The organism is Cryobacterium zongtaii, assembly GCF_002909375.1.
Taxonomy (GTDB): domain Bacteria; phylum Actinomycetota; class Actinomycetes; order Actinomycetales; family Microbacteriaceae; genus Cryobacterium; species Cryobacterium zongtaii.
Genome location: NZ_PPXD01000008.1, coordinates 48,279 through 61,010, shown reverse-complemented (window position 1 = coordinate 61,010; position 12,732 = coordinate 48,279). Strand labels below are relative to the sequence as shown.

At 66.5% G+C, this 12,732-nt stretch carries 13 protein-coding genes; 8 read left to right on the top strand and 5 right to left on the bottom strand.

What is annotated here, in order from left to right; translation table 11 throughout:
* Nucleotides 1-69: 69 nt before the first annotated feature.
* The 7 genes from C3B61_RS07545 (at nucleotide 70) to pknB (ending at nucleotide 8,990) form a co-directional block, all read left to right on the top strand.
* Nucleotides 70-816 carry an FhaA domain-containing protein gene (locus C3B61_RS07545; RefSeq protein ID WP_088454799.1) on the top strand — a complete coding sequence of 249 codons (747 nt, stop codon included), beginning with the start codon at nucleotides 70-72 and terminating at the stop codon, nucleotides 814-816.
* Entirely contained in the window at nucleotides 813-1,406 is a 594-nt protein-coding gene (locus C3B61_RS07540) for an FHA domain-containing protein FhaB/FipA (protein WP_103429902.1), read from the top strand. The genes C3B61_RS07545 and C3B61_RS07540 overlap by 4 nt, the downstream gene beginning before the upstream one ends.
* A 3-nt stretch (nucleotides 1,407-1,409) precedes the next feature.
* Nucleotides 1,410-2,639, top strand: a complete 1,230-nt coding sequence (locus C3B61_RS07535) for a PP2C family protein-serine/threonine phosphatase (RefSeq protein ID WP_088454797.1) — start codon at nucleotides 1,410-1,412, stop codon at nucleotides 2,637-2,639.
* Nucleotides 2,623-4,023, top strand: coding sequence for an FtsW/RodA/SpoVE family cell cycle protein (locus C3B61_RS07530; protein ID WP_103460072.1), 1,401 nt, complete (start codon nucleotides 2,623-2,625; stop codon nucleotides 4,021-4,023). The genes C3B61_RS07535 and C3B61_RS07530 overlap by 17 nt, the downstream gene beginning before the upstream one ends.
* On the top strand, nucleotides 4,024-5,475 hold the full coding sequence (locus C3B61_RS07525) for a peptidoglycan D,D-transpeptidase FtsI family protein (RefSeq protein ID WP_103460071.1): 1,452 nt from the start codon (nucleotides 4,024-4,026) through the stop codon (nucleotides 5,473-5,475).
* Nucleotides 5,472-7,211, top strand: a complete 1,740-nt coding sequence (locus tag C3B61_RS07520) for a protein kinase domain-containing protein (protein WP_103460070.1) — start codon at nucleotides 5,472-5,474, stop codon at nucleotides 7,209-7,211. The genes C3B61_RS07525 and C3B61_RS07520 overlap by 4 nt, the downstream gene beginning before the upstream one ends.
* Nucleotides 7,212-7,358: 147 nt before the next feature.
* Nucleotides 7,359-8,990 (top strand): Stk1 family PASTA domain-containing Ser/Thr kinase, encoded by a 1,632-nt coding sequence (gene pknB / locus C3B61_RS07515; protein ID WP_241990398.1) that lies wholly within the window; start codon nucleotides 7,359-7,361, stop codon nucleotides 8,988-8,990.
* A 140-nt stretch (nucleotides 8,991-9,130) separates the two neighbouring features.
* On the opposite strand, the gene C3B61_RS07510 is transcribed toward pknB, so the two are convergent.
* The 3 genes from C3B61_RS07510 to C3B61_RS07505 are packed head-to-tail and all read right to left on the bottom strand — an operon-like array spanning nucleotide 9,131 to nucleotide 10,774.
* Entirely contained in the window at nucleotides 9,131-9,769 is a 639-nt protein-coding gene (locus tag C3B61_RS07510; RefSeq protein ID WP_103460068.1) for an anthranilate synthase component II, read from the bottom strand.
* Nucleotides 9,766-9,927 carry a hypothetical protein gene (locus tag C3B61_RS19645; RefSeq protein WP_165787924.1) on the bottom strand — a complete coding sequence of 54 codons (162 nt, stop codon included), beginning with the start codon at nucleotides 9,925-9,927 and terminating at the stop codon, nucleotides 9,766-9,768. The genes C3B61_RS07510 and C3B61_RS19645 overlap by 4 nt, the downstream gene beginning before the upstream one ends.
* Before the next feature lie 46 nt (nucleotides 9,928-9,973).
* Complete coding sequence (locus C3B61_RS07505) at nucleotides 9,974-10,774, bottom strand: class E sortase (protein ID WP_241990399.1); 801 nt, start codon at nucleotides 10,772-10,774, stop codon at nucleotides 9,974-9,976.
* Between the two features lie 85 nt (nucleotides 10,775-10,859).
* Between C3B61_RS07505 and C3B61_RS07500 the strand changes: the two genes are divergently transcribed.
* On the top strand, nucleotides 10,860-11,102 hold the full coding sequence (locus C3B61_RS07500) for a cell division protein CrgA (RefSeq protein WP_088454791.1): 243 nt from the start codon (nucleotides 10,860-10,862) through the stop codon (nucleotides 11,100-11,102).
* A 150-nt stretch (nucleotides 11,103-11,252) separates the two neighbouring features.
* On the opposite strand, the gene C3B61_RS07495 is transcribed toward C3B61_RS07500, so the two are convergent.
* Nucleotides 11,253-12,098 carry a rhomboid family intramembrane serine protease gene (locus C3B61_RS07495; protein WP_103460067.1) on the bottom strand — a complete coding sequence of 282 codons (846 nt, stop codon included), beginning with the start codon at nucleotides 12,096-12,098 and terminating at the stop codon, nucleotides 11,253-11,255.
* Nucleotides 12,099-12,110: 12 nt separating this feature from the next.
* Entirely contained in the window at nucleotides 12,111-12,650 is a 540-nt protein-coding gene (locus C3B61_RS07490) for a peptidylprolyl isomerase (RefSeq protein ID WP_088454789.1), read from the bottom strand.
* Nucleotides 12,651-12,732: the final 82 nt, after the last annotated feature.

Genomic DNA, 12,732 nt, shown 5'->3' with positions numbered 1-12,732 from the left:
CCCATTGGGCGAGTTAACACGTGAGGCAAGTAACATGCTCATAGCCAAACGGACCGGATCGGGAGACCTGTGGGCATACTGGATAACTTTGAGAAAGGTCTTGAGCGCGCCGTAAACGGCGCTTTCGCCAAGACCTTCAAGTCGGGCGTGCAGCCGGTGGAGATCACCTCAGCGCTGCGTCGTGAGCTCGACACCAAAGCCGCGGTCGTGTCGCGGGATCGTATCCTGGCGCCCAATCGCTTCACCGTGCGCCTGGCCCAGGCCGACTTCGGCCGCATGAGAGATCTGGGCCCCGCCCTCATCGACGAACTCGTCCAGCTCGTGCAGCAGCACGCGTCCTCGCAGGGTTATCAGTTCACCGGCGTCGTCTCGATCACGTTCGCCAACGACCCCGGCCTCAGCGAGGGCATGGTGCAGATCGATTCCACCTCCGTCAACGGCAGCGTGGCCTGGACCCCGGTCGTTGACATCAACGGGCACCGTCATCAGCTCGTCAAGTCCCGCACGGTGATCGGCCGCGGCTCGGACGCCGACATCACCATCGACGACACCGGCACCTCCCGCCGCCACGTCGAGATCATCTGGGACGGCGCCCGCGCCCAGGTACGCGACCTCGGCTCCACCAACGGCTCCCAGCTGAACGGCTCCCCCGTTAAACAGGCCATCCTGGAGCCCGACTCTGTCATCACCATCGGGCGCACCAGCATCGTCTTCAGGGTCGTCGCCCAGGCCGGCACCGACAGAACCGAGGCCCGTCGGGTCGACGAGTCCACCCAACGGCACGATATGGGCGGTTTCTGGGGGCCGAACGCATGAATCCCAGTGAACTGACCCTTCTTGTCCTGCGCCTGGCGTTCCTGCTGGTGCTCTGGCTGTTCATCTTCGGCATCGTCTACGCCCTCCGCAGTGACCTGTTCGGCCAGCGAGTGCGCAAGATGTCCACGGATGCGCCCGCAGCGGCACCCGTACCCTTCGCCACCCCGCCGCCCGCGCCGGTACCCGCCGGAGCGTTCGCGCAGCCCCCGGCGGCCTCGGCCTCCGCACCCACCGAGCAGTTCTCCCGCCAGAAGGCCGCTCCGCTCCCGCAAGCCGGGCCAGAGAAGGCCACCGCGCAGACCGCCACCCGCCTGGTCATCACCTCCGGACCCAAGGCCGGCACCGAGTTCCCGCTCGGCACCGAGCCCGTCACCATCGGCCGGTCCAGCGATTCGAGCCTGGTCATCCGGGACGACTACACCTCCACCCACCACGCACGGCTGATGCTGTGGCATGACGACTGGATGGTGCAGGACCTGGATTCCACCAACGGCACCTTCCTCGACGGCAAACGTGTTGCCGTGCCCACGTCGGTGCCGCTGAACGCCACCGTGAAAATCGGCGCGACGAGCTTCGAGCTTCGGCGGTAGTGCATGGCATCGGTTAGTCACAGCGCAGCCGCGTCCAACGTTGGCAAGATTCGGTCCAACAACCAGGACTCCGGGTACGCGGGACACACCCTGTTCGTCGTGGCCGACGGCATGGGCGGACACGCCGGTGGTGACGTGGCCTCGGCCATCGCCACCAAGCGCATCATGGAGGCCGACACGGCCTACCTGTCGGCTCAGGACGCCGAGTTCGCGCTCCAGGCTGCGCTGATCGCCGCGAACTCGCAGTTGGCCGAGACTGTTTTCGAGCACGCCGAACTCACCGGCATGGGCACCACCGTCAGCGCCCTCGTGGTGCTCGATGACCAGGTCGCCATCGCGCACATCGGTGATTCCCGGATCTATCTGTTCCGGGACGGTGAGCTGTCGCAGATCACCACCGACCACACCTTCGTGCAGCGCCTCGTCGACAGCGGTCGCATCACCGAGGCCGAAGCCATGGTGCATCCGCGCCGGTCGGTGCTGATGCGGGTGCTCGGCGACGTCGAGTCCTCTCCGGAGATCGACACCTCGATCCTGGCCACCCGGGCGGGCGACCGCTGGCTGATCTGTTCCGACGGGCTGAGCGGCGTGGTGTCGAACACGGGCATCGGCAACGCCCTGAGATCCTCGCTCGATGCGCAGGCCGTTGCCGACCGCCTGGTCAAGGAGAGCCTGGACGGCGGCGCGCCAGACAACGTCACCATCGTCGTCGTCGACATCGGTTCCGGCGGAGAACGACTGGGTGAGCCGATCGTGGTCGGCTCCGCCGCGGCGCCGCTGGCGTTCGGTGAGGAGCCGGTGCGCACCCGCGCGCCCCGCATCCCATCGCTGCGGCTGCACCCCGTGCGGGAAACCCACTTCGAACCCGACTCCCAGGACTACCTGTCCGAACTCATCGAGGAAGACGCGCGCCGCGCCACACGCCGCAAGGTCACCTGGCTGGCCGCCATCGTGCTGCTGATCGTGACCATCGTCGGTGCCGCGTTGCTGGGTTACCAGTGGACGCAGAGCCGGTACTTCGTCGGCGTCGAAGGCAGCACCGTCGCGATCTACCAGGGCATCCAGCAGGATCTGGGCCCGCTCAAACTGTCCAGCGTCTACGAAGACACCAACCTGGAGCTGAACCAGTTGCGCGTCTACGACCGCCAGCTGGTGGAGCGCACCATCAACGCGTCATCCCTGGAAGACGCCAAACTCATCGTGGAACGGTTGAGCAATGCCCCGGCAGAGTAAAACGACCTCGGATGCCCGCGAGGCGGCCCCGCAGACCGGCAAAATCCGCCGGTTGCACCTGCCGCAGAAGCTGCGCAATCTCGAGCTGTTTCTGCTGATCCTCGCCTGCGGCATCAACCTGGGCGCCGTCGTGCTCGTGCAGCTGGGCGCACTCGGCCAGATCGACACCACCCTGGTGCTCCTGGGCGCGAGCTTGTCCGGTTTGGTCTTCGCGATGCACATCGTGCTGCGTTTTGTCGCGAGGGAGGCCGACCCGTTCATCCTGCCGATCGCCACCCTGCTCAACGGCATCGGCATCGCGATGATCTACCGCATCGATATCGCCAACGAGGAAGCCGGCTGGGCCAGTGCCGCCGTGCGGCAGACGGTGTGGAGCGGGTTGGCCATCGCCCTCGCCATCGCCGTGCTCCTCATCATCCGCAACCACCGCGTGCTGTTCAGGTACACCTACGTCGCCGGCTTTGTCGGCGTTTCGCTGTTGCTGCTGCCGCTGGTTCCCGGTCTCGGCCGCGAGGTCAGCGGTGCCAGGGTCTGGATCGGCTTCGGCTCGTTCGCCACCTTCCAGCCCGGCGAGATCGCCAAGATCGCCCTGGCCGTGTTCTTCGCCGGCTACCTCGTGCGCAACCGCGACAGCCTCTCCATGGTCGGCAAGAAGTTCCTGGGAATGCGTTTCCCGCGTCTGCGCGACCTCGGCCCGATCCTGGTCGTCTGGGCCCTGTCCATGTCGGTCATCATCTTCCAGCGCGACCTGGGCACAGCCCTGTTGTACTTCGGACTGTTCCTGGTGATGCTTTACCTCGCCACCGGCCGGCTCAGCTGGGTGCTGCTGGGCATGGGCCTGTTCCTCGGTGGGGCCCTCATCGCCAGCCAGACCCTCGAGTACGTCAACGGCCGGTTCACCAACTGGCTGGATGCGCTCAACCCGGCCGTCTACGACGCAGCCGGCGGCAGTTACCAGCTCGTTCAGGGTCTCTTCGGCCTCGCCAAGGGCGGGTTGATCGGCACCGGCCTCGGCCAGGGCCGTCCGGAACTCACCCCGGTCCCCCAGAGCGACTACATCATCGCCAGCCTCGGCGAAGAACTCGGCCTGGCCGGCGTCTTCGCGATCCTGGCCCTGTACCTGCTCCTGGTCGCCCGCGGCTTCCGTATCGGATTCGCCGGGCAAGACGACTTCGGCAAGCTTCTCGGCGTCGGACTCTCCTTCGTCATCGCCCTGCAGTGCTTCATCGTCATCGGCGGTGTCACCCGTGTCATCCCGCTCACCGGCCTCACCACCCCGTTCCTGGCCGCCGGTGGCTCCTCCCTCGTCGCCAACTGGATCATCGTGGCCCTGCTGCTGCGATTGTCCGACACTGTGCGCAACCAACCTCGGCTGGTGGTCTAGATGAATCGTGAACTCAAGCGCGTGAGTATCGTCGTGATGCTCATGTTCGCCGCCCTGCTCGGATCAACCTCCGTCGTGCAGGTCTTCCAGGCCGATAACCTCGCGGCGGATGACCGGAACACCCGCACCCTTCTCGACAGCTACTCCGTCGAGCGCGGCGCGATCCTCGCCGGCGGCGAGCCGATCGCCCAGTCGATGCCGGTCGATGACAACTACAAGTTCCAGCGCACCTACAGCAACGGCTTGCTCTACGCCCCGATCACCGGCTTCATCCCGGTCAACGGTGCGCCCACCGGGCTGGAGCAGGCCCTCAACGGCGAGCTCAGCGGCACCTCGAATGCGCAGTTCTTCGACCAGGTCTCCAGCCTGGTCACCGGCCAGGACCCCAAGGGCGCCTCGGTCGAGACCAGCATCGACCCGGTCGCGCAGCAGGCCGCGTGGGACGCGCTGGGCGACAACACCGGCTCCGTCGTCGTCACCGAGCCCAAAACCGGCCGGGTGCTCGCGATGGTGTCCAAGCCGAGCTACGACCCCAACACCCTCGCCGTGCACGACAGTGCCGCGGTCAACGACACCTACGACGCCCTCGTCAACGCTCCGGGCAACCCGCTGATCAACCGGGCCATCAATTCGCTCAACCCGCCCGGTTCGGTGTTCAAGCTCGTGGTGGTGGCCGCGGCCCTGGAATCGGGTCAGTACACCCCGGAGAGCACCTTCCCGAACCCGGCGACCTGGACGCTGCCCAATTCCAGCTCCGTCGTGATCAACTCCGGCGGCGGCACCTGCGGTTCGGGCGACACCGTAACCATCGCCACGGCGCTCAAACTGTCCTGCAACATCCCCATGGCCGAGCTCGGCCTGGCGCTCGGCGATGACGCCATCCGCGCCATGGCGGAGAAGTTCGGTTTCAACTCCGAATTCACCATCCCCCTGTCGGTCACCGCCAGTGAGTATCCCGAAGACCCCGACGACGCGCAGACTGCCCTGTCGGCTTTCGGCCAGACCAGCGTGCGCGCCACACCACTGCAGATGGCGCTGGTCTCAGCGACGATCGCCAATGGAGGTATCGAAATGCAGCCCAACCTGGTCGATGAAATCCTGGCACCGGACCTCAGCCCGTTGCAGACCTTCGAACCCGTCGCCGCCGACCGGGTGCTCAGCGCCGAAACCGCGGCGACCATGACCCAGATGATGGTCAACGGGGTCCAGGACGGGGCCGCGAGCAATGCAAGAATAGACGGAGTCGACGTGGCGGGAAAAACGGGGACTGCGGAGAACGGCGCCGATGACCCATACACACTGTGGTTCACCGGATTCGCCCCCGCGGCAGACCCGCAATACGCGATCACCGTTCTCATCGAAGATGGCGGGGGACTCGGTCAGACGGGGTACGGCAACTTGCTTGCCGCACCGATAGCGAAACAGGTACTAGAGGCGGTGCTGAATAAATGAGACCCACAGCAGGGCTCACCTTCGGGGGACGATACGAGCTGCAATCCCGCATCGCCATCGGCGGTATGGGCGAGGTTTGGCAGTCCGTCGACCTGGTGATCGGGCGCACAGTCGCCATCAAGATCCTCAAGGACGAGTACCTTGGCGACCCCGGATTCCTCGAGCGCTTCCGCGCTGAGGCCCGGCACGCCGCCCTGGTGAACCACGAGGGCATCGCCAACGTCTTCGACTACGGCGAAGAAGACGGCAGCGCCTTCCTCGTCATGGAGCTGGTGCCCGGTGAGGCGCTCTCCACGATCCTCGAACGCGAGCACACGCTGCCCGCCGACAAGGTCCTCGACATCGTCGCGCAGACCGCCGCCGCCCTGCATGCCGCGCACGCGGCCGGGCTCGTGCACCGCGATATCAAGCCGGGCAACCTGCTGATCACCCCAGAGGGCCGCGTCAAGATCACCGACTTCGGCATCGCACGTATCGCCGACCAGGTTCCCCTCACCGCGACCGGCCAGGTCATGGGCACGGTGCAGTACCTCTCGCCCGAACAGGCGAGCGGACGCTCGGCCTCGCCGACCACCGATATCTACTCCCTGGGCATCGTCGCCTACGAAAGCCTCGCCGGCCGGCGCCCGTTCACGGGTGAGTCCCAGGTGGCGATCGCGATGGCTCAGATCAACGAGCAGCCACCGCCCCTGCCCGAAACGGTCTCGGAGCCGGTCCGTAACCTGGTGATCTCCTGCCTGGCCAAGAACCCAGCCGAGCGCCCCGCCTCGGCGGCGCACCTGGCTCGTGCCGCCATCGCGCTCCGCCGCGGTGACGTCGCGGCCGCTGCCGCATCCGTACCGGCCGTCATGACGGGCCTCACGCCCACAGCGGCCACCATGCTGATGCCCGGTGCCGGCAACGACCAGACCACCCAGCTGATGCCGTCAGCGTCCGGTGTGACACAGCCGGGCACCCGCGCTGAGGCGGCCGCCGCGGCAGCCGCAGCGGATCCCAAGAAAAAGAAGAAGCGCAGTCCCTGGACCTGGCCGCTGGTGGCGCTCATCTCCATCCTCGGTCTGGTTCTCGTCGGTACCCTGGTCACGCTGTTCATGCAGCCGGCCGCCACGCCGGAACCGGAACCCACGGCAACCTCCCAGACGCCGACTCCGCCCAAGACCACGCCCACGCCGACACCAACGCCGACCACCAACATGGTGGAACTCGACCAGAACGAGTTCCTCGGTATGACCAGCTCCGAGGCACGGGACCGGCTCAGCGAGCTCGGTCTCAGCGCCAACGTGGTGGCGGACAAGGCCGCGCCCGACGCCGACCAGGTCGACAGGGTCTACGGGATCAACCCCACGGGTCGGGTCGCCGAGGGCACGCCGATCGAGGTGCGGGTCTATTCCGACTTCATTCCCGCGCTCCCCGACGCGCCCTCAGGCACGCCGTCGGCCACGCCGTCCACCGTCGCTCCCGCCGGTACCGTCACGGTCACCTGGCCGGGGCAGTCCTGCCCGGCCGGCCAGGAGCTCTCCGGTTACGAGCTGCTCGCCGAGGGCAACGGGGTCTCCTCCCCCGCTCGCACCGGGCCGGACACGACCACGACCACCGTCACGGCGGGCACCGGAAACTTCACCGTGAAGTTCCGGTACTTCTGCGGCGAGACGGCCTCCGACTACTCGGGCGCGAGCACGGTCACCGTGACGGCGCCGGTTGTGCCCGTCCCGACCCCCACCACGCCTGCAGGGTAGGTGCACCCGGTGGGCGCCCGCCGGCGCCCACCGGATCTTGACTAAAATGATCAACATTGTCCGCGAGCAGGGAGTTTTGCATTGAGTGATGAGGGCCGTCTGCTTGCTGGTCGATACCGCGTGGGGGCGTCGATCGGCCGCGGAGGCATGTCCGACGTGCACATCGGCACCGACTCCAGGCTCGGCCGCACGGTGGCCATCAAGCTCCTCAAGTCCTCCCTCGCCGCGGACCCCGCCTTCCGCACCCGGTTCCGCCAGGAAGCCCAGGCCGCCGCGCGAATGGCGCACCCGACGATCGTTCGGGTCTTCGACGCCGGCGAAGAAACCATCACCGAGGACAACGGCAACGAATCGCAGATCCCGTTCATCATCATGGAGTTCGTCGACGGGCGTCTACTCAAGGACATCATCCGTGAGGGTCCGATCGACTCCGTCGAGGCCGTGCGCATCATCGACGGGGTCCTGACCGCCCTGGAGTACTCGCACCGTGCCGGTGTGGTGCACCGGGACATCAAGCCCGGCAACATCATGATCACCAAGGCCGGCCAGGTCAAGGTGATGGACTTCGGTATCGCCCGGGCCATCTCCGACTCCGCCACGACGGTCGCCCAGACCACCGCCATCCTCGGCACCGCCTCGTACTTCTCCCCCGAGCAGGCCAAGGGCGAGTCGGTGGATGCCCGCACCGACCTGTACTCCAGCGGTGTGGTGCTCTTCGAAATGCTTACGGGCCGCCCACCGTTCCGGGGCGACACCCCCGTCGCCGTGGCGTACCAGCATGTCAGCGAAGCCCCGGTCAAGCCCAGTTCCATCAACCCCAAGGTGTCCCCCGCGCTGGATACGGTAGTGGTACACGCCCTGGCCAAGGACCGCTTCGGCCGCTACCAGAGCGCCGTCGAGTTCCGCAACGACGTCGAAACGGCCGGCGCCGGCCACATTCCCGTGAAACGCCCGGCGGACGATGTCGCCGGCGGTCTGTTCGGCGCGCCTCCAGAGGTGGAATCGAGTTCGGAGCTCGCCCTCAAACAGCTTGCCGAAGACCAGACCATGGACCGTACCCAGCGTCGCCCCCCGGTGATCTGGATCTGGGCCGGCATCGTCAGTGTCATCGTCATCGTCATCGCCGTGATGTTCTGGGCGCTGAGCCTCACCCCCAGCAACAACCTGCCCGACACGTCCCGCCGGGTTCCGGTCCTCACCGGCTTCAGCTACGACGACGCTCAGGATGCGTTGCTGGAATTGGATCTCGCCGCCACGAAGGCCGAAGAGAGCAGTCCCACCGTGGCCAAGGACGAGGTCATCCGCACCGATCCGCCGTCCGGCACCATCGCACCGCCGGCCACCGTCGTCAAGGTCTACGTGTCGTCTGGCGCTGAGCTTGTCGATATGCCGGATACCACCACGCAGCCGTTCGCCGCGGCCGAACCGTTCCTCACCGAACGCGGCTTCGTGTCTGGCTCGGTGACCACCGAGAACTCTCCGGACGTTCCGGAGGGCATCGTGCTGAAGACCATCCCGGCTCCGGAAGAGAAGACGCCGGTCGGCTCCACGGTGGACTTCACGGTGTCCAGCGGCCTGGTGACCATGCCCAACGTCGTCGGCCAGGCCCTCACCGCGGCCACCGCGCTCCTGCAATCCGACAACACGCAACTGGAGTTGGAGCTCGAGCCCGACTACACCTGTGACAGCGCCGACGGCTCACCGGTCACCAAGCAGTCGCTGCCACCCGGCGATGTGCCGCAGAAGTCCGAGGTCGTCCTGACCTACTGCGCCGGCTAACCAGCCGCCAACGCCGCGCAGGCCGTCTCACCGGGTCTCGACAGGCTCGACAGGCTCGACAGGCTCAACAGGCTCAACAGGCTCAACCTGCACTGGGCACGCCCTCGATCCTGTCCGGACCACCTGGGGCCGCGGAGCCGTCAGTTGAGCTTGAGCATCGGGGTGAGGTGCTTGGCCGTCTCGCGCGCATCCGGCAGGCCGGCCAGCGCCAGCCAGTTGGCCACCATCAGGTAGCCCCCCTCCGTCAGCACCGACTCCGGATGGAACTGCACCCCGAGGATCGGCGCCGAGACGTGCCGCAGTCCCATGATCACTCCGCCCTGGGTGCGGGAGGTCACCACCAGATCGCTGGGGACGGTTCCGTCCACCACGGCCAGGGAGTGGTACCGGGTGGCCGTGAAGGGCTGGGGCACCCCGTCGTAGAACTCGCTGCCGTCGTGAGTGATCTGCGAGGTCTTGCCGTGCATGAGCTCTTCGGCGTTGGTGACTGTCGCACCGAAGGCCTCGGCGATGGCCTGGTGGCCCAGGCACACCCCGAACAACGGCTGATTGGTCGCGAGGGCCGCTTCCACCGCCGCGATCGATACCCCGGCGTCGGACGGCTTGCCGGGGCCGGGGGAGACGAGCACCCCGTCGAACTCGGCGAGGCGGGCGGCCACATCCGTTGCCGGGAAGGCGTCGTTGCGCACGACCTCGGTCTCGGCGCCCAGCTCCCGCAGGTATCCGTTGAGGGTGTAGACGAAGCTGTCGTAATTGTCGATTACAAGGATGCGGGTCATGGGACGCCCACCGTCACTTCCTGGTTGTTGACCATCGTGTCGACCCAGGGAAATACCCAGGTGGCGAGGGAATAGAGCACCGCGGCCAGGAGCACCAGAACGAGCAGGATGCGCACCCAGACCGGTCCGGGCATCAGGCGCCAGATTGCTGCGTACATCGGATGTTCCTTCGGTCTTCTGTGTCGCGGGTGGAGGGAGGGGCCGCTAAGCGGCGGGGAGCAAAGCCGCCAGCTCGGTCGGCGGCCCGGCCGAGGTCGGCTGCCAGGACTCGAACACACCGTAAGCGATGATCCGTTCAGCGGTGGACAACAGCGGGTTGCAGGTGGTGAGGGCGATCAGCCGGTCCACCGGTGTGCCGTCAGGGTCGTGCGGGACCGGTGCGATGGCCTCGACGGCGCTCGGCGGCACGTACTCCATGTCGCGGAACCTGTAGGTGTAGTAGCCGTCGGCGGTCTGCACGTAGATCGCATCGCCCAGCTGCAGCTCGTTGATCAGGTGCATCCCGCCGCCATTGGCACTGCGGTGGGAGGCGATCGCGAAGTTACCCACCTCCCCGGGCATCTGGGTGCCCGGGTAGTGGCCGATGCCGAGGTCGGGGCTGTTCAGTACATTGGTGCCGATGCCCTCGGCGATGGTGCGCTTGTAGGTGTCGCCGAAGCGCGGCACGTACAGCACGGCGAAGGCCGTCTGATCACCGGGGGCCGTCGCAACCACGGGATCGCCGAACCCCGTCTCGGCAGCCGGAGCCGGTGCCGGGTCTGGCTTGACGTCTTCGACCCAGCCCTGGCTGATCGACTCCGCCGCACGCGACTGGGAGGCAGCCATCACGGCGTCGTTCCACCAGAGCTGCCAACCCAGGAAGAGCAGCACGAGCACGCCGCCCGTGATCAGCAGTTCACCGAGGACGCCGAACACGCTCACCCGGGGGCGCACCCGCGCCTTCGGCCCGCGAAGGGCTCTCCGCCCGCGCAGGGCCGGAACTTCGGTCTTGGCCGACTCGGTCATGCAGTCGATTCTAATCGGGGCGCACATGGTGATCTGCCGACAGTTCCGGCAGGCCCGCGCAGGCAGTGACGCTAGAATCGCAGGCATGGCACGCACAAATCCCCGAACCAAGCCCGCCCGCCCCGAGGCCCGCGCGGGCGAGGAAGCCCCGAACGCCGTCTGGTTCAAGCCCGTGATGTTCGGTTTCATGCTCATCGGGCTGGCCTGGATCATCGTCTTCTACGTGAGCCAGGGCGCCCTACCCGTCGCAGCGTTCGGATCGTGGAACATCCTCGTCGGTTTCGGGATCGCCTTCATCGGCTTCCTGATGACCACCCGCTGGCGCTGAGCCCGGTTGTTCACCACCCGTTCCGCGTGAATTAACCACCCGTTCGGGTAGTCAATTACAGCAGTGTAATTATCCCCAATGTGGAAACTCCTGTGGATAACTTTCTCCCGGGGTGTGGATAACCCTGGGGAAACTCAGTCGCCGGGCCGCCTAGACGAACAGCTTGGTCAGGCTCAACGCCACCAGCAGGGCAGCGAAACCGCCGATCAGGGCGAACTGCAGGGTCCGCTTACTGCGCTGGCGGGTCTGCACGTAGATCAGGCCGATGACGGCACCGCCGATGAGACCACCCACGTGGGCCTGCCAGGCGACGTTGAGCCCGGGCAGGAAGCCGATCACCAGGTTGATCCCCACCAGGATCAACAGTTGGGTGGCGTTACCGCCGAGCTTTCGCTGGATGACCAGGAACGCGCCCATCAGGCCGAAGATCGCCCCGGAGGCGCCCACCACGGCCACGCGCGGGTCGGCCAGGAACAGCACGCCCAGCGAACCGGCCAGGCCGCTGAGCAGGTAGAGCGTGAGGAATCGGCCGCGTCCGAGCATCCGCTCGAGGATCTGGCCGAAGATCCACAGAGTGTACATGTTCAGGAGCACGTGGAAGAAGAACCCCGTGGAGTGCACAACAATGCTGGTCAACATCCGCCACGGTTCGAAGGCGACCGGGTAGGAGTACAGGCCGGCGTAGAGCAGCCGGTTGGTGACATCGAGCCCGGGAACGAGCTGCAGCAGGAAAACCACGACAGTCAGGGCGATGATCGAATAGGTGACCACCGGCTCACCGGCAGCGGTCATGCGGCCGAGCCGGGTGCGGGCGGCCGACTTGGTGCGGGGCGCGCTCTGGCGCTGCTCGCGCATGCACTCGGGGCAGATGACACCGACGGCGGCCTGGGTCTGGCACTCGGGGCAGATGGTGCGTCCGCAGCGCTGACAGAGGATAAAACTCTGCCTGCCCGGATGCCGGTAACAGAAGTTGGCGGCGGTTCCGGGCAGGCTCATGAGCTGGTGGTCCTAGACCTGCTCGACGGTGATGCTCTCGATGACGACGTCGGTGAGCGGACGGTCGCGGCCATCGGTCGGCACGGCAGCAAGCTGCTCGACGATCGCGCGGGACGCCTCGTCCTCGACGGCGCCGAAGATGCTGTGCTTACCCTGCAGCCAGGTGGTGGGCACGACGGTGATGAAGAACTGCGAACCGTTGGTGCCGCGGCCGCCCTGGATGCCGGCGTTGGCCATGGCGAGGACGTACGGCTGGGTGAAGTCGAGTTCGGGGTTGATCTCGTCGTCGAACTGGAAGCCGGGTCCGCCGGTGCCCTGGCCCAGCGGGTCGCCGGCCTGGATCATGAAGTCCTTGATGATGCGGTGGAAGACGGTCCCGTTGTACAGCGGGTCGTTGGAGGTCTTTCCCGTGGCCGGGTGCTTCCACTCGATTTCGCCGGTGGCGAGGCCGACGAAGTTCTTGACGGTCTTCGGAGCGTGGTTCCCGAAGAGGTTGACCTTGATGGGTCCGAGGGTGGTATTGAGCGTGGCGACGGCAGTGTGCTTAGACATAGGCACAATTCTTGCACAGCAGCTTTATCCGAATCCGTATGCCGGTCAGGCATTCAGAGCGCTCACAGGGTATTCAGTGGCA